This window comes from Microbacterium proteolyticum (genome assembly GCF_029639405.1).
In the GTDB taxonomy this organism is placed as follows: domain Bacteria; phylum Actinomycetota; class Actinomycetes; order Actinomycetales; family Microbacteriaceae; genus Microbacterium.
Genome location: NZ_CP121274.1, coordinates 3,233,410 through 3,249,783 on the forward strand (window position 1 = coordinate 3,233,410; position 16,374 = coordinate 3,249,783).

At 69.8% G+C, this 16,374-nt stretch carries 15 protein-coding genes, 1 tRNA gene and 1 other RNA gene; 9 read left to right on the forward strand and 8 right to left on the reverse strand.

All coding sequences use genetic code 11. From position 1 onward, the window contains the following. Positions 1–43 precede the first annotated feature (43 nt). Positions 44–583: a YaeQ family protein gene (locus P8R59_RS16260; RefSeq protein WP_278101912.1), complete on the forward strand. Its 540-nt coding sequence runs from the start codon at positions 44–46 to the stop codon at positions 581–583. A gap of 63 nt (positions 584–646) precedes the next feature. Here the strand turns inward: P8R59_RS16260 and P8R59_RS16265 are convergent, their stop codons facing one another. Next, the gene (locus P8R59_RS16265; RefSeq protein WP_278101913.1) at positions 647–1,306 is read right to left on the reverse strand and encodes a DUF4386 family protein; all 660 of its coding nucleotides are present in this window, start codon (positions 1,304–1,306) and stop codon (positions 647–649) included. Between the two features lie 28 nt (positions 1,307–1,334). Between P8R59_RS16265 and P8R59_RS16270 the strand changes: the two genes are divergently transcribed. Continuing rightward, a complete protein-coding gene (locus P8R59_RS16270; protein WP_278101914.1) occupies positions 1,335–2,009 on the forward strand; it encodes a TetR/AcrR family transcriptional regulator in 675 nt (224 codons plus the stop codon). A 64-nt stretch (positions 2,010–2,073) separates the two neighbouring features. Here P8R59_RS16270 and ssrA read toward each other — a convergent pair. Further along, positions 2,074–2,443: a transfer-messenger RNA gene (gene ssrA, locus P8R59_RS16275) on the reverse strand. 134 nt (positions 2,444–2,577) lie between these two features. On the opposite strand from ssrA, the gene P8R59_RS16280 reads away from it, so the two are divergent. Then, a complete protein-coding gene (locus P8R59_RS16280) occupies positions 2,578–3,225 on the forward strand; it encodes an SIMPL domain-containing protein (protein ID WP_278101915.1) in 648 nt (215 codons plus the stop codon). 3 nt (positions 3,226–3,228) lie between these two features. Here P8R59_RS16280 and smpB read toward each other — a convergent pair whose 3' ends face one another. The 4 genes from smpB to prfB all read right to left on the reverse strand — a co-directional run bounded on the left by smpB (position 3,229) and on the right by prfB (position 6,884). After that, positions 3,229–3,705 carry an SsrA-binding protein SmpB gene (gene smpB, locus P8R59_RS16285; protein ID WP_022878410.1) on the reverse strand — a complete coding sequence of 159 codons (477 nt, stop codon included), beginning with the start codon at positions 3,703–3,705 and terminating at the stop codon, positions 3,229–3,231. A 51-nt stretch (positions 3,706–3,756) separates the two neighbouring features. Then, complete coding sequence (gene ftsX, locus P8R59_RS16290) at positions 3,757–4,674, reverse strand: permease-like cell division protein FtsX (RefSeq protein ID WP_077051726.1); 918 nt, start codon at positions 4,672–4,674, stop codon at positions 3,757–3,759. Further along, complete coding sequence (gene ftsE / locus P8R59_RS16295; RefSeq protein WP_278101916.1) at positions 4,671–5,669, reverse strand: cell division ATP-binding protein FtsE; 999 nt, start codon at positions 5,667–5,669, stop codon at positions 4,671–4,673. Before ftsE ends, ftsX begins: the two co-directional genes overlap by 4 nt. A 102-nt stretch (positions 5,670–5,771) precedes the next feature. Then, positions 5,772–6,884 (reverse strand): peptide chain release factor 2, encoded by a 1,113-nt coding sequence (gene prfB, locus P8R59_RS16300; RefSeq protein ID WP_077052644.1) that lies wholly within the window; start codon positions 6,882–6,884, stop codon positions 5,772–5,774. Between prfB and P8R59_RS16305 the strand changes: the two genes are divergently transcribed. The 3 genes from P8R59_RS16305 (at position 6,883) to P8R59_RS16315 (ending at position 10,895) form a co-directional block, all read left to right on the forward strand. Then, complete coding sequence (locus P8R59_RS16305) at positions 6,883–8,178, forward strand: MFS transporter (protein ID WP_278101917.1); 1,296 nt, start codon at positions 6,883–6,885, stop codon at positions 8,176–8,178. The two genes, prfB and P8R59_RS16305, sit on opposite strands and share 2 nt — an antisense overlap. Before the next feature lie 162 nt (positions 8,179–8,340). Beyond that, a complete protein-coding gene (locus tag P8R59_RS16310; RefSeq protein ID WP_278101918.1) occupies positions 8,341–10,110 on the forward strand; it encodes a M20/M25/M40 family metallo-hydrolase in 1,770 nt (589 codons plus the stop codon). Between the two features lie 149 nt (positions 10,111–10,259). Continuing rightward, complete coding sequence (locus tag P8R59_RS16315; RefSeq protein ID WP_278101919.1) at positions 10,260–10,895, forward strand: YoaK family protein; 636 nt, start codon at positions 10,260–10,262, stop codon at positions 10,893–10,895. A gap of 54 nt (positions 10,896–10,949) precedes the next feature. Here the strand turns inward: P8R59_RS16315 and P8R59_RS16320 are convergent, their stop codons facing one another. Continuing rightward, positions 10,950–11,978 carry an NADPH:quinone reductase gene (locus P8R59_RS16320; RefSeq protein ID WP_278101920.1) on the reverse strand — a complete coding sequence of 343 codons (1,029 nt, stop codon included), beginning with the start codon at positions 11,976–11,978 and terminating at the stop codon, positions 10,950–10,952. Between the two features lie 128 nt (positions 11,979–12,106). Between P8R59_RS16320 and P8R59_RS16325 the strand changes: the two genes are divergently transcribed. Further along, positions 12,107–12,188: transfer RNA gene (locus P8R59_RS16325), tRNA-Leu, on the forward strand. Positions 12,189–12,239: 51 nt separating this feature from the next. Continuing rightward, positions 12,240–12,986, forward strand: coding sequence for a DedA family protein (locus P8R59_RS16330; RefSeq protein WP_278103846.1), 747 nt, complete (start codon positions 12,240–12,242; stop codon positions 12,984–12,986). A 9-nt stretch (positions 12,987–12,995) separates the two neighbouring features. Here the strand turns inward: P8R59_RS16330 and P8R59_RS16335 are convergent, their stop codons facing one another. Continuing rightward, a complete protein-coding gene (locus P8R59_RS16335; protein ID WP_077051730.1) occupies positions 12,996–13,859 on the reverse strand; it encodes a Ku protein in 864 nt (287 codons plus the stop codon). Between the two features lie 82 nt (positions 13,860–13,941). Here P8R59_RS16335 and P8R59_RS16340 point away from each other — a divergent pair, with 82 nt between their 5' ends. Then, positions 13,942–16,371, forward strand: a complete 2,430-nt coding sequence (locus P8R59_RS16340; RefSeq protein ID WP_278101921.1) for an ATP-dependent DNA ligase — start codon at positions 13,942–13,944, stop codon at positions 16,369–16,371. Positions 16,372–16,374: the final 3 nt, after the last annotated feature.

Sequence of the window (16,374 nt, forward strand, 5' to 3'; positions counted from 1 at the left end):
GCCGGCGAGGTGGGCGGCAAGCGGTCGCGTAGGCTCGACCCTCGTGGCTATCGGCGCGACCATTCACACCTTCACGGTGCAGCTCTCCGACGTCGATCGCGGCGTGTACGAAGAACTGCAGCTCCGGGTTGCCCGGCATCCGTCCGAGACCGACGCGTACATGCTCACGCGCGTCCTGGCCTACTGCCTCGAGTACGAGGAGGGCATCGCCTTCAGCGAGGGCGTCGCCGCGACCGACGAACCCGCCGTCTCGGTGCGGGATCTCACCGGCGCACTCGTGGCCTGGATCGAGGTGGGAGCCCCGGATGCCGCCCGCCTCCACACCGGCAGCATGAAGGCCGAGCGGGTCGCCGTCTACACCCACCGCGACCCCGAGAAGGTGGCCGCGCCATGGGCCGGCAAGCGCATCCACCGCGGTGACGAGGTGCTGCTGCACTCGTTCGACCCGGGATTCGTCGAGCGGATGGCGGGGGCGATCGAGCGCCGCAACACCGCGACCCTCACCCGCACCGAGGGCCGCGTCTACCTCGAGCTCAACGACGCCTCCGGCGAGAGCGACGTTCATACGCGGTCGGCAGCCTGACGTGCAGGCGCGCCGCACCGCGCGCCCGCACAGGTCCACGCGACCCGACGCCTGACGAAGCCGTCACTCCACGAGAAGGACGATCCCGATCGCGACGAGCCAGACGGCCCAGATCGTGTAGCCGATGGACACCAGATGACCGGCGATCGCCCATCCGGATCGCTCGAAGGGCCCGAGGAACTCCACACTCCCGAGCAGCAGCATCGTCGCGATGACGACTCCGGCGACGACGAGCCAGACCGGAAGCGCGGACGCGGCTCCCAGTGAGAAGGCGAGCGTCCACGCACCGGTGAGCAGGTATCCAAGGTGCTCGCCCACGGCGACGCCGAGGTAGCGATGGAATGCCTGGAACACGAGGTCGACCGCCGTCGGGTCGGCGCCGGCATCGGCCTCGCGGGCGAGGTAGGGGACGAGGTACACCCATCGGATGAGGCCGAGGGTCTGCACCGCGGCCGCGAGCACGCCGAGCGCGATGGACAGCGTCCGCACACCCGGGTCGACGACGAGGTCTCCCGCCAGGACGGCGACGGGAACGAACAGGAGTGCCGACATCGCGAACACCCACCACAGGAGGATGAGGCCCGCACCTCCGGCCCGGAAGCGGCGCAGGATCTCGGTCGTCGGCTCGCGGAGAATCGCCGGATAGCCGAAACGGATGCCGAGTCCCGCGTATGCGGCCGTGAACAGGACGGGTGTGGCGATCAGCAGCACGGAGAGGATCACAGTGCGATGCTAACGTACAATGTACGTTATGGACGCCCCTGATCCCGTCCCCTCATCGCAGAAGCGGAGACGCACGCGCAACGGACTCGGCCGCGACGATATCGTCGCCGCCGCGCGACGCGTCCTTCACGACACCGGCGGAAGAGCGCTGACGATGAGAGCGGTCGCCGACGCCTTGGGTGCGTCTCCGATGGCTCTCTACACGCACGTGCGATCGAAGGAGGAGATCGTGGATGCGGCGGTCGACGACCTCCTCGGCGAGTTGGCGCTGGTCGACGACATCGGCATGCCGCCGGCCGATGTGCTCGTCGGCTTCGCCCTCCGGCACATCGCTCTCCTGCGCGCGGAGCCATGGGCGATCCCCGCCCTCCTCGCGCGCCCGGACCCCGGCCCGAATGCCGCCGACGTCGGGGAGGCGTACCTAGAGGTGGCCTTCCGCGCCGGCGCCGACGAACGCGGCGCCGTCGACCTCTTCACCGGCATCCTCGCCGTGGTCTACGGCGTCGCCGGCTTCCTCGCGCCGACCGCTGCACCCGCCGCCGGGCAGTCCGCCGACGAGATCGCCGAACGGATCATCGGCCACACCGCGGGCCGCGCAGCGACCGCGCGAGCGGCATCCGAGCTCGCCGACTTCTCCGATGAGACTCGCGTACGGCGTCTCGTGAGCGGCATGGTGACGGGACTGTCGGCATTCCGCGGGTGACCCCCGCAAAGCAGAAGACCGCCCCGTGGGGCGGTCTTCCGTACTCCGTCGGTGTGACGATGGTTTGTGGAGCTGGGGGGAATCGAACCCCCGTCCAACGCTGGGTCTCCGCGTTTTCTCCGGGCGCAGTCTGTGCAGACGTTCTGCTCGGCCCCGACCTTTGTCACAGACACCTAAGTCGACAGGCCCAGTCCGGGAAAAGTCCCGCGTGACGTCCGGACGCCGTCACACAGCAAGACCCCTAAATGACGCCAGGATCCGTGGCGGGGTCACACACGGTCTGACGGACTATCGGGCTCGCTTACGCAGCGAGGGCGAAGTCAGTGCGCTTGGTTTCGGCACTTATTGTTTTGCAGGGAGCGTTTACGAGATAACCCCACATCCTCGGCCCGCTTCTCGCAGGTTCGCAGGCGCTGTCGAAACCGATCAGCCCCGGGAACTCCGTGTAGGAGCGACCATCGTCACACTGTGGAATTGCCATCCTCGGATGCCGAAGCACCCGAGCATCACAGACTACAACGGATCGCTCCCCTGGGCCATTCCCGGCCTCTCCCCCTAGGCTCGCCGCATGAGTCAGGTCACCATCACCGTGCGGGGCGAGAGCGAAACGCGCGTGCGCGCCGAAGAGGCCGCGGTGCGCGTCACCGTGTCTACCGACGGTCCCACGCGGGGTCCGGTGGTCGAGCGCGCGCAGGAGCGGGCGGCATCCGTGCAGGACGGACTGGTCGCGCACCTGCGATCGGGCGAAGTCTCGGAGTGGTCGAGCGCACGGGTGTCCGTCTGGTCCGACCGCCCGTGGAACAGCGAGGGCGCCCAACTGCCGCTCGTGCACCACGCGAGCGTGGAGCTGTCGGCCACCTTCACCGACGCCGGTGCGCTGTCGTGGTGGCTGGGCGACGTCGCCGAGTCGGACGACGTGCAGGTCACCGCGGTGGACTGGCGCCTCGCCCGCGACACCCGCGTGGGCGTCGAACGGAAGGTGGCCGCCGCAGCCGTGCAGGTCGCCGTGGAGCGCGCGGCCGCCTACGCCGAGGCGCTGGGGCTGGCATCCGTCACCGCTGTCGAGATCGCCGACGCGGGCCTGCTGGAGTCGCGACAGGATGCCGCGGCCCCCCGCATGATGTTCGCGAAGGCCGACACCGGACCGTCGTTCAGCCTGCAGCCGCCCGAGTTGGTCGTCGGCGCGACCGTCGAAGGCCGATTCGTCGCCGAGTGAGGGTCACTCCCCCAGGCGGTTCTTCGTGCGCATCGCGCGTTCCGCCTCGCGCTTGTCTTCGCGCTCGCGGATCGTCTGGCGCTTCTCGAACTCGCGCTTGCCCTTCGCGACCGCGATCTCGACCTTGGCGCGGCCGTCGAGGAAGTAGAGGCGCAGGGGCACGAGCGTGTACCCGCCCGCGGCGACCGCGTGCGAGAGCTTCACGATCTCGTCCTTGTGCAGCAGCAGCTTGCGCGTGCGCTTGGCGGAGTGGTTGGTCCAGTGGCCCTGCGAGTACTCCGGGATGTGGACGGCATCCAGGTACGCCTGACCGCCGTCGATGTAGGCGTAGCCGTCGGTGAGGTTCGCCCGCCCCTGTCGGAGCGATTTCACCTCGGTGCCCGTCAGCACGAGCCCCGCTTCGTACGTCTTCTCGATCGCGTAGTCGTGACGCGCCTTCTTGTTCGACGCGATGAGCTTTTCACCCTGCTCACGAGGCATGGTGCCACCTCCTCATGATTCCGGGCACACAGAGCCCCTCAGTCTACGCGATCAGGCGCGCAGCCAGCGTCGGATCGCGAAGCTCGCGCTCAGCGCCGCCAGCAGCACGCCGATGACGATGATCACCGGCACGACGATCGCGACGTCGGAGAAGCCCACCCACGACGTGATGAACGAAATCCGCTCGCGCAGATACTGGTTGACGCCGACCTCGACGATCGCCCATACCGCGACGCTCGCGAGAGCCGAACCGATCAGCGCGGCCAGCACACCCTCGAGCACGAACGGCGTCTGGATGAACCTGTTCGACGCGCCCACGAGTCGCATGATGCCGAGCTCGCGCCGCCGGGCGAAAGCCGACAGCCGGATCGTGGTCGCGATGAGCAGCACGGCGGCGATGAGCATCAGACCGGCGATGCCGACGGCGACGTAGGTCGCCACGGTGAGCGTCTGGAACAGCGGCTCCAGATACTGCATCTGGTCGGTCACCTCTTCGACGCCGGCCTGGTTGCTGAACGCCTCGGAGATCACGTCCGACTGGCTCTGATCGACCAGATTGATGCTGAAGGTGGCGTTGAACTGATCGGCGGTGACGACGTCGGCGATGTCCGCCGACAGCAGCCCCTTGGCGTTCTCGAAGGCCTCGTCACTGGTCTGGAACGTGAAGTTGCGGATCAACGGCGCCAGCGACGGACCCTCGAGCGTCGCGCGGACCTGGTCGATCTGGTCCTGGCTGGCCGCTTCACCCGCGGTGCAGGACGGCTTGTCCGACACGGTCGAGCACATGAAGACGGCGACCTGGGCGCGATCGGTCCAGTACGACTGCATCTTGCCGATCTGCATCTGCATGAGCATCGCGGCGCCGACGAACGTGAGCGAGACGAACGTCACCAGGATCACCGAGATGACCATCGAGGCGTTGCGACGCAGACCGGAGAAGGCCTCCGAGAGGATGAGACCGAATCTCATGAGGTGGGTCCCACTTCGTCGTCGCGGTCGTTCTTGTCGGCGAGGCCGAGGCGGTCTGCGAGTCCGAGCGCATCGACATCGGGCGTCGTGACGGGGACCGAGCGCGTGTGCGTCGAGGGCTCCGGCGCCGCGTCCGTCGCCGGCGCGGCCGCGGCCCGCTCGGCCTCGGCGCGCTGCGCGTCCTCGAGGTTCAGCGGCTCGACGGCGCCGGTGATGTGCGCGACCTCGCGCTGCACCTCCAAGACGGCGGTCAGGGCGGCGACCGCGGCCGCGCCCCTCTCGACCTCGGGGGCGAGCCGGGGCAGACCGGACGTGTCGCCGTATCCACCGCGCCGCTCGTCACGGACCATCTCGCCGTTGCTCAGCTCGATCACGCGTCGCTGCATCTGGTCGACGAAGCCGGCCTCGTGCGTGGCCATGACCACAGTCGTGCCGCCGGCGTTGATCCGCGCGAGCAGCTGCATGATGTCGATGGATGTGCCGGGATCCAGGTTTCCGGTCGGCTCGTCGGCGAGCAGCACCTGAGGTCGGTTCACCAGCGCGCGGGCGATCGCGACACGCTGCTGCTCACCGCCGGAGAGCTCGTGAGGAAGCCGCTTCTCCTTGCCGTCGAGTCCGACGAGCGCGAGCACCTCGGGCACGGCCTGCTGGATGAAGCCGCGCGAGGCGCCCGTGACCTGGAGGGTGAAGGCGACGTTCTGGTGCACGGTCTTGTTGGGCAGGAGTCGGAAGTCCTGGAAGACCGATCCGATGTGGCGCCGGAAGTACGGCACCTTCCGGTTGGAGAGGGTGCGCAGGTCTCGCCCGAGGACGACGACCCTCCCCTCGCTCGGCGTCTCCGCCCGCAGGATGAGCTGCAGGCACGACGACTTGCCGGAACCGGAGGCTCCGACGAGGAAGACGAACTCTCCGCGCTGCACCTCGAAGTCGACGGCGTTCAACGCCGGTCTCGTGGTGCCGCGATACCGCTTGGTGACGTTCTCGAACCGGATCATGGCTCGATGAGCCTAAGCGCGCGATGCGCCCAGCCCGACAGGACGCGCCGGGTCTCGAAACCGGGAGAGTCCTATGGATGCCACGACCGTGGCATCCCGGGATCAGTCGTCGTCGTCCTTGCGCTTGCGCCAACGGATGCCGGCGGCGATCAGGCCGTCGAGATCGCCGTCGAACACGACGGCGGGGTTTCCGACCTCGTATCCGGTGCGCAGGTCTTTCACGAGCTGCTGGCCGTAGAGGAAGTAGGAGCGCATCTGGTCGCCCCAACTCGCGGTGATCGTACCGGCGAGCTCCTTCTTCTTAGCCGCCTCCTCTTCGCGCTTGAGCAGCAGCAGGCGCGTCTGGAGGACGCGCATGGCGGCCGCGCGGTTCTGGATCTGCGACTTCTCGTTCTGCATCGAGACGACGAGGCCGGTCGGGATGTGCGTGATGCGCACAGCCGAGTCGGTCGTGTTGACCGACTGGCCACCGGGGCCCGACGAACGGAAGACGTCGACGCGGATGTCGCCCTCGGGGACCTCGACCTCGACGGCCTCTTCCATGACGGGGATGACCTCGACCGCGGCGAAGCTCGTCTGGCGCTTGTCGGCGCCGCCGAACGGGCTGATGCGCGCGAGACGGTGAGTGCCGGCCTCGACGGAGAGCGTCCCGTAGGCGTAGGGGACGTCGATCTCGAACGTGGCCGACTTGATGCCCGCGCCCTCGGCGTAGGAGGTGTCCATGACCTTCACGGGGTACTTGTGGCGCTCGGCCCAGCGCAGGTACATGCGCAGGAGCATCTCGGCGAAGTCGGTCGCGTCGTCGCCACCGGCGCCGGAGCGGATCGTCACGACCGCGGACCGCGCGTCGTACTCGCCGTCGAGGAGCGTCTGCACCTCGAGCTGCCCGATCACGTCGCGGAGAGAGGCGAGCTCTTTGCGCGCCTCCTCGGCGGACTCCTCGTCCTCCATCTCGTTGGCGAGTTCGACGAGCACCTCGAGGTCGTCGAGACGCTGCTCGATCTCGGTGATGCGCTTGAGCTCGGCCTGACGGTGGCTGAGGCGGCTGGTGACCTTCTGGGCGTTGTCGACGTCGTCCCAGAGGTCGGGGGCACCGGCCTCCTCGTTCAGGCGTTCGATGTCGGCGGTGAGTGCGTCGACGTCGACCACGGCCTGAATATCGGCGAAGGTCGAGCGCAGCGCCTGGATGTCGGCGGCAAGGTCCAGTTCGAGCATGACACTCCAGCCTATCGTGGACACGATGACGAGCGACTCCCCCCGAGACGTGCTGGTGCGCTTCGCGCCCATGATCTACGGCCCCACCCTCCTCTTCGCCCTCGGCGAGGGGGCGGTCATCCCGCTCATCCCGGTGATCGCGAACCGGCTCGGCGCGGACGTCGCCCTCGCCGCGCTCATCGCGTCGGCGCTCGTCGTCGGGCAGCTCTGCGGCAACATCCCCGCCGGGTGGGCGGTGGCGCGGTTCGGCGAGCGCCTCACGATGGGTGTCGCCGGCATCGTGATCCTCGGCGGCCTCGTCGGGGTGGTGCTCGCGAACTCGCTGGCCGTGTTCGCGGCCGCGGTCTTCCTGATCGGGTTCTGCGCGGCATCCTTCGCCCTCGCCCGGCACTCCTTCATGACCACGCGCGTGCCGTTGCACTTCCGCGCGCGGGCGCTGTCGCTGCTGGGCGGGACGTTCCGGCTCGGCATGTTCGTGGGCCCGTTCATCTCCGCCGCCCTCCTCGGGATCTTCGGAGACGAGTCGGCATCCATCGCGTTCTTCGCGGTCTGTCAGGTGGCGACGATCCTTCTGGTCTTCCTCGGTCCGGACCCGGAACGCGCGATCGCCGCACCGACCGCGCGAGCGACCCGAGGGGTGGATGCCGAGGACACCGGCGAACCCGTCACCGGCTCGATCCCGACGGTGGAGCGCACCGGCGTGTTCCGCACGATGTGGCGGTTCCGCGGTGTGCTCGCACGCCTCGGCCTCGCCGCCGCCTCCCTGTCGGCCGTGCGGTCGGCCCGTCAGGTCGTGCTGCCCCTGTGGGGTGTCTCGCTCGGGTTGGACGCCCCGACGATCGCCGTGGTCGTCGGCGTGTCCGGCGCGATCGATTTCGCGCTGTTCTACGCCAGCGGGCAGGTCATGGACCGGTTCGGACGCCTGTGGGCCGCACTCCCCGCCATGATCCTGATGGGCGCGGGATTCTTCGCCCTCTCGGTCACGCACGAGCTCGACAGCGCGTCCATGTGGTTCGCCATGTTCGCGGCCGTGCTCGGCGTCGGCAACGGACTGTCCAGCGGCATCCTGCTGACCCTCGGCGCCGACATCGCCCCCACGACCGATCCGGCGGCGTTCCTCGGATCCTGGCGCACGCTCACCGACGGGGGCGGGGCGGTCGCCCCCGTTCTCATCTCCGTCCTGACCGCTGCGGTGTCGCTGCCGGTCGCGGTCGCGGCGATGGGCGTGATCGCGGTCCTCGGGGCCGCGGGGTTCGTGCGCTGGGTACCGAGGTACGTGCCGCGCACGCGCTGATCCGCACCGCGGGATGTTTCTGTCCCGTAAACATTCCTGCACCTGTTGTTCATCGACGGAAATTGTGGTCACAATCGTGACCACTGTCGTCTTCTCACGACGGCAGGAGTCATTCCCCCCTGGATGATGCGGGCAGAGGTGCCCGCGGAGAGGTGCATTCACGTGCCCAGAACCACTTTGTCGACCCCTCCCCCACGCGCGAGACGCGCGACCTGCCTGATCGCCGCCGGCGCTCTCGTCGGCGGCTCGCTCCTGATCGCACCGGCGGCCACCGCGGCGCCGGAGGACGGGCCCGAGACGCTCGGCCTGACCGGCGCGGACGTCATGACGCACCTGACCGAGATCGCGGAGATCACCGAGTCGTACGCCGACCAGAGCTACCGGGCGTTCTACTCCCCCGGCTACACCGCCGCCGCGGAGTACGCCGAGCAGGTGCTCGAGGACACCGGCGCCTTCACCGTCACGCGCCAGGAGTTCGAGGAGCCGTACTCGGTCTTCGGCGATGCGAGCCTGACCGTGGACGGCACCGTCTACGAGGGCTCGCATTTCGACCTGTCCGAGGGAACCGACGCGCCCTACACGGCGCCGCTCGCTCAGCCCGCCGAAGACGCTGACGGCCTGCGGCTCGGCTGCGTCGCCGATGACTTCGCCGACATCCCCGACGGGGCGATCGTGCTCGTGCAGCGAGGAGTCTGCACGTTCGAGGAGAAGATCGGCTTCGCCTCGACCGCCGGAGCGGGCGCGGTGTTCGTCTACAACAACACCCGTCCGGCCGAGGAGGGCGTCAGTCCCGAAGACCAGCTCACGAACGTCGCATCGGGTCCGCGCAACGAAGCCAACGCCCCCGCCGCCACCCTGCCGCAGGCCTCGGGCGAGACCCTGGCGGCCCTCATCGACGCGGCCCCGGCGGACGCCCCGGTGGAGGGGACGGCCGAGATCGTCAAGGAGTTCCTCATCGGCAAGACGTTCAACGTCATCGCCGACACGATCGCCGGCGACCCCGAGGACACGATCGTCATCGGTGCGCACCTCGACAGTGTCCCCGAGGGACCGGGCGTGAACGACAACGCCTCCGGCTCCGCGGCGATCCTCGCGCTGGCCGAGAAGATCGCGGCATCCGACGTCCCGAACGACAAGCGCATCCGCCTCGCGCTCTGGAGCGCCGAAGAGGTCGGGCTCGTGGGTTCGACCCGCTACGTCGCGGACCTCGTGGCCAACGATCCGGCCGAACTCGGCCGCATCTCGGCGTACCTCAACTACGACATGATCGGTTCGGAGAACTTCACGGTCGGCGTGTACGACGCCAACCGGTCGACGTTCCCCGCGGAGGGCGTGGACATCCCCGAGGGCTCCGCCGAGTTGGAGAAGGTCTACACCGACTACTTCGACGGCATCGACCAGCCCTGGATCGACAGCGAGTACTCGGGACGCTCGGACTACCAGGCGTTCATCGACAACGGCATCCCCGCGGGCGGCCTCTTCTCGGGCGCCGACGACGTGAAGACCGCCGAGCAGGCCGCGGTGTTCGGCGGCGAGGCCGGGGTCATCATGGATCGCAACTACCACACGGTCGATGACACGCTCGCGAACGTGAGCCGGGAGTCGATCGACATCTTCGCCCCCGCGATCGGCAACGCCGCCGCGGTGCTCGCGTGGAACGCGGTCGTGCCTCCGGTCGAGCCGTCGCCCGAGCCCACCGACCCCCCGGTGGAGCCGTCACCCGAGCCCAGCGTCTCGGCCAGCGCGTCCCCGACCGCGACCACCGCACCCGCGGGGACCACGGGTTCGCGCGGGAATCTCGCGAACACCGGCTCGGAGGTCGAGGGCTCGCCGCTGCCGCTGATCGGCGCCGGCATGCTCGGCCTCGGCGTGCTCATCGCGGCCGGAACGATCATCCACCGTCGTCGCTCGCAGAGCGGAGACGCCTCGTAACACCACGCACCGACGGGGTCGCGCACCGATGTGCGCGACCCCGTCGCCGTGTCGTGGCCGCAACCGGCGTCCGCGCCGATTTGCCGACGACGCCCCCGACGCCCGACGATGATCCCGGACGCGCACCGATCGTTGGAAGGGATGCCGTCATGAAAGACGTCGACCGCGGATCGCTCGCCGTTTCCGCCGCCCTGGCATCCGTCGCGGGCTTCGTCGACGCGATCGGCTTCCTCGACACCGGCGGCCTGTTCGTCTCCTTCATGAGCGGCAACTCCACCCAAGCGGCCGTCGAGGTGCTCGGTCCGGGAGCGTTGATCGCCCTCGCCTCCGCCGGCATCATCGCGGCGTTCGTCGCGGGCGTGGCGCTCGGCGGCGTCGCGAACACGGCTCTGGCGCGACCCCGGCCCTGGATCGTCGCGGGAGCGGCTCTCGTCGTGGGCTCGGTGGCGCTGCTCGCTCTCGCCGGCTCCGCCACGCTGTGGCGCGCCGGACTCCTGGCGGCCGCGATGGGAGCGCTGAACACGCTGTTCCTCGCCGACGGCCGTGCGCGCGTCGCGATCACCTACAGCACAGGAACACTGGTCAGTCTGGGACTCGCCCTCGCCGCGCTCGTCACGGGCGGCGCCCGGACGGCGTGGAGGCGACCGCTGCTGCTGTGGGCCGCGCTCGTCACGGGAGCGGTCCTGGGTGCGGTGGCGCACCGGGCCGGCAGCCCGCTCGCGCTGGCCCTCGCGTGCGTCGCGCTGGGGATGTGCGCGATCACCCTCGCCCGTCGGCCGACGTGACGTCGGGGCGCGGGTCTTCCCGTCCCGCGCCCCGACCCGGCTCAGCGAGACCGATCAGTCGTCGGCATCCGCCACCCGGATGAGCACCTTCCCGGTCGCGCCGCCCTCGACGGCGTCATGCGCCGCGGCGGTCTGCTCGAGCGAGAACAGATTGAGGGGAAGACCGGCGTCCTCCCCCACCGGAAGCACCCCGTCGGCCACCGCCGCCGAGACATCCTCCGCCGCGGCGGCGAGAGCCTCCTCGCCCACCGTGTAGAGCAGCAGTCCCTGCCACCGGACGTTCTTCGCGAAGCTGTCGCGCACGGCCGCGGTGAAGGTGTCGCCGCCGTTGTCGGCGTAATACCCGATCGACCCGTGGTTCGCGATGACCTCGACGTCCAGCCCGGCGTTCTCGGCGATCGCCACCTCGACGATGTGGTCCACGCCCTGCGGGGCGAGCTCACGGATGCCGTCCGCCAACCCGGCATCGGGATAGCGCAGCACGTGGTGGGCGCCGGCGGCGCGGGCGAACGCCTCCTTCTCGGCGCTGCTGACGGTCGCGATGACGGTGGCGCCGGCCCAGACGGCGAGCTGGATCGCCGCGTGCCCCACGGCACCGGCGCCGCCCTGCACCAGGACGATCCGACCCTCGAGCGCCCCGGGCGTGAGGCGCGCCGGGCCGAACTCGTGCACGGTGAGGGCGCGGTGGGCCGTCATGGCGGGGACGCCGAGGCTGGCCCCGAGCTCGAACGACGCCCCGTCGGCGAGGGGCACGGCGCGCGCGGCCGGGATCACGGAGTACTCCGCCGCGGTCCCCGTCGGCCGCTGGTGAGCTGCCAGGTGGATCCACACGCGGTCGCCGACGGCGAGGTGGTCGACGCCGTCGCCCACGGCATCCACCGTTCCGGCACCGTCCTGGTTCGGGGTGACCTCGTCGGCGACGAGGGGGCGTCCGACGCTCGCTCGCGCCTTCCAGTCGGTCGGGTTGACGCCGGAGACGGCGATGCGCACCCGGACCTCGCCGGGGCCGGGTTCGGGGATCTCGCGGTCGACGAGCGAGAGGACGGACGAATCACCCGGGGTGGAGTAGACGATGGCCTTCATACGAAGGGGAAGGACCGGGGGCGAGCCCGCATTCCCGCGACACGCGCCTGCTCCCGACATGGGGTCGTCGTCGTTGACGGCGGCTTCACATGGAGCGCGGGACGGTCAGCCCTAGAATGAGTCATCTCGCGGGAGTGGTGAAACCGGCAGACACGCAGGATTTAGGTTCCTGTGCCTTCGGGCGTGGGGGTTCAAGTCCCCCCTTCCGCACGGACATCCCTTCCACGACACCGTTTCTTCCGACCCGACGGGACCGATGTGATCCACTCCGCAGGCCTGCTCCCCTGGCTGGACCCGGCCGCCATCATCACCAACTCCCAGCCGTGGGCGCTGCTGGTGGTGTGCTTCATCATCTTCGCGGAGACGGGGCTGCTGATCGGCTTCCTCCTCCCCGGTGACACGCTGCTCATCATGGCGGGGCTCCTGTCGCACTCGACTCCCGCGGCACCGAACGGCGTGTTCGGGATCAACGCCTGGTGGGTCGCCTTGGCGATCGGCGTGTCCGCGTTCATCGGCGGCGAGGTCGGCTACTTCATCGGCCACAAGGCGGGACCGTCGATCTTCGAACGCAAGGAATCCGGCATCTTCAGCCGGAAGAACGTCGAACGCACGAACGCGTTCTTCGAGCGTTTCGGCGGCATCACCGTGATCCTGGCCCGCTTCGTGCCGGTGGTGCGCACCTTCGCGCCCATCGCCGCCGGCGTGGGCCACATGCCGTGGCGGAAGTACTCGCTCTACAACCTCATCGGCGCCATCATCTGGGGTGTCGGCCTGACGATGCTGGGCTACGCCGTGGGGTACATCCCGTTCGTACGCGACATCGTGACCGAGTACATCGACGTCATCCTGCTCGCCGCCGTCGCGGGTACGGCCATCTTCATCGCGGTGCACTACTTCCGCGAGCGCGCCGCGGCCAAGCGCGAAGCGGCCGCCGGCACCTCGACCGATTCGGCGTCGCTGGTCCTCGACCCCAAGACGCTCGAGGACGGCGACCACCGCGCCCACTGAGCGCGGCGATCACGACGCCTTCGAGGCCTTCTTCTTCGGCTCCGCCTTCTTCTTCGGGGCGGGTTCCTCGGCTTTCCCGGAACGCGCCGCGCGACTGCGTTCGACGCTCGCGCGGAGCGCCTCCATCAGGTCGATGACCTCTCCGCCGTCGTCGTCGGCATCCTGTTCCCCGAACGTCGCGGCCGTGTCGATCGCATCGCCCTGTTCGAGCTTCGCGTCGATGAGCGTGCGCAGCTCGCGCTGGTACTCGTCGCCGAACTCCTCAGCGTCGAAGTCCTTCGAAAAGCTCTCGACGAGGGAGGCCGACATCTCCAGCTCCTTCGCGGAGATGCGCACGTCCTCGTCGAGGGCGGGGAACTCGGCCGCACGCACCTCGTCGGCCCAGAGCAGCGTCTGGAGCACGAGGACGTCACCGCGCGTGCGGAGCGCCGCCAGCCGTGTCTTCTGCCGGAGCGAGAATCGGACGATCGCGGTGCGGTCGGTCTGCTCCAGTGTCTTCCGCAGCAGGACGTAGGCCTTCGGCGACGCGGAGTCGGGTTCGAGGTAGTACGCCTTGTCGAGGGTGAGCAGGTCGACCTGGTCGCTGGGGACGAACTCGACGACCTCGATCTCGCGGCTGCGTTCGCTCGGGAGCGACGCGAGGTCGTCCTTGGTCAGCACCACGGTCTGCTCGCCGTCGTCATACGCACGATCGATGTCCTGGTACGGCACCACCTCGCCGTCGACCTCGCAGATGCGCTGGTAGCGGATGCGTCCGCCGTCCTTGTTGTGCACCTGGTGCAGCGGGACGTCGTGGTCTTCGGTCGCGGAGTACACCTTTACGGGCACGTTGACGAGGCCGAAGGTCAGTGCGCCTTTCCAGATCGATCGCATGGGTCCAGTGAACACCCCCGGCACCCCGGATGCCGAGACCCTTGCGCGGCATCAGCGCCCTCGTCCGCTCTACGCTGGGGCGATGGTGGAGCAGACGGTGCGGATCGACGGCCGTCGCCTGCGCCTGTCCAACCTCGACAAGGTGCTGTACCCCGAGACCGGGACCACCAAGGGCGAGGTCATCGACTACTACACCCGCATCGCTCCTCGGCTGCTCCCCCACGTGCAGGGTCGACCCGTGACCCGCAAGCGATGGCCGGACGGCGTGGGAACCGCGGCCGAGCCGGGTGAGCCGTTCTTCGCAAAGGCGCTGGAGCCGGGCGCACCGGCCTGGATGCCACGGCGTCCGATCGATCATTCGTCGGGCGCCAAGGACTACCCGCTCGTCGAGGACGTCCCGGCGCTGGTGTACCTCGCGCAGGTCGCGAGCCTGGAGCTGCACGTGCCGCAGTGGAGGTTCGACGCCGCGGGTGCGCGGCTGAACCCCGACCGGATCGTCCTGGACCTCGACCCGGGGCCGGGCGTCGGGCTCGCGGAGTGCGCCGAGGTCGCCCGGTGGGCGCGGGCGATCCTGCTCGACATCGGGCTCGAACCGTCGCCGGTCACCAGCGGCAGCAAGGGCATCCACCTGTACGCGCACCTCGACGGGCGGCAGACGAGCGACGCGGTCAGCGCCGTCGCGAAGGAACTGGCCCGCGCGATCGAGGCCGACCACCCCGACCTCGTCGTGAGCCAGATGTCCAAGGCCGCGCGCCCCGGCAAGGTGTTCATCGACTGGAGCCAGAACAACGGCTCGAAGACGACGATCGCGCCGTACTCGCTGCGCGGCCGCGCCGAGCCCACGGTCGCCGCGCCGCGTACGTGGGAGGAACTCGACGACCCGGGACTCCGCCACCTGCTGTTCCACGAGGTCCTGGAACGCACGGGCGACCCCCTCGCCGCGATCGATCGCCCGGAGGGTCCGCTGCGCGCCTATATCGCGAAGCGCACGGCCGGCCGCACGCCCGAGCCCGTTCCCGAGCACCCGCATGCCGAAGCCGGCGGCGAGGGACTCCCCCGCTTCGTGATCCAGGAGCACCACGCGTCGCGCCTGCATTGGGACGTGCGGCTCGAACGCGACGGCGTGCTGGTCAGCTGGGCGGTCCCGAGAGGGGTTCCGCCGACGACCGGCAAGAACAGCCTCGCGGTGATGACCGAGGACCACCCGATGCAGTACCTCGACTTCGCGGGCGAGATCCCGCGCGGACAGTACGGCGCGGGCACCATGACCGTCTGGGACACCGGCACGTACGAGCTCGAGAAATGGCGGGACGACGAGGTCATCGCGACCCTCACCGGTCGTCCGGACGGGCCGCTCGGGCGCGTTCGGCTCGCCCTCATCCGCACCGAGGGCTCCGGCGAGAAGTCGCAGTGGCTGCTCCACCGGATGAAGACGGATGCCGAGGGCCGGCCGCAGGGCGAGGGGCCGGCCGTGGTCCCCCGCGCGGATCCTGCACCCACGGCCGCCGCAACGCCGTCGCCCACCTCTGCACCCGCGACCGCCGGCGACCTGCGCCCCATGCTGGCCACCTCTTCCACGCCGGGCCTGGCGCGCGCGGCCGCCGAGCGCTGGGGCCGGGAGTGGGTGGAGATGAAGTGGGACGGCATCCGCGGGATCGCGACCTGGGACGGGGAGCGCCTGAGGCTCCGGTCCCGCAATGGAAACGACCTGACGGCCGCCTACCCCGAGCTCACGGCCGTCGACCTTGGTCTGGGCGCAGCTCCCGCCGTGATCGACGGGGAGATCGTCGCGCTCGACGCCCAGGGGCGGCCGAGCTTCCCGCTGCTGCAGAAGCGTATGAACCTCGCCCAGGCGCGCGACATCGCGCACGAAGCCGCCCGGACCCCGGTGCACCTGTACCTGTTCGACGTACTGGAGGCGGACGGCCGCGACGTCACGGGACTCCCGCTCGCGGAACGCCGCGAGATCCTCGAGCACCTTGCGGCGGACGCGGCAGCCGTCGTCGTGGTGCCGCCCGTCTTCGACGACGTCGAGGCCGCACTCGCGGCCAGCGGACGATTCGGACTCGAGGGCATCGTCGTGAAAGATGCCGGATCGCCCTACCGCCGCGGAGAGAGATCCGACCGCTGGCTCAAGGTCAAGCACTCCCGCACGCAGGAGGTCGTCATCGGCGGCATCCGTCCCGGGAAGGGCAACCGCTCGGGCACGATCGGGTCGCTCCTGGTCGGTGTGCCCACGGCCGATGGGCTGCAGTACGCCGGACGCGTCGGTTCGGGCTTCGGCGAGCGGACGCTCGCGCGCCTGTCCGAGGTGCTGGAGCCCCTTCGCACGGATGCCGATCCCTTCGTCGGCGTGCCGGCGGCCGACGCCCGCGACGCCCTGTGGGTGCGGCCCGACCTCGTGGGCGAGGTGGAGTTCGCCGAGTTCACGCCCTGTGGCATCCTGCGCCAGGCGCGGTGGCGCGGCCTCCGGCCCGACAAGGACCCGGCGGACGTCGTCCGCGAGGACTGAGCG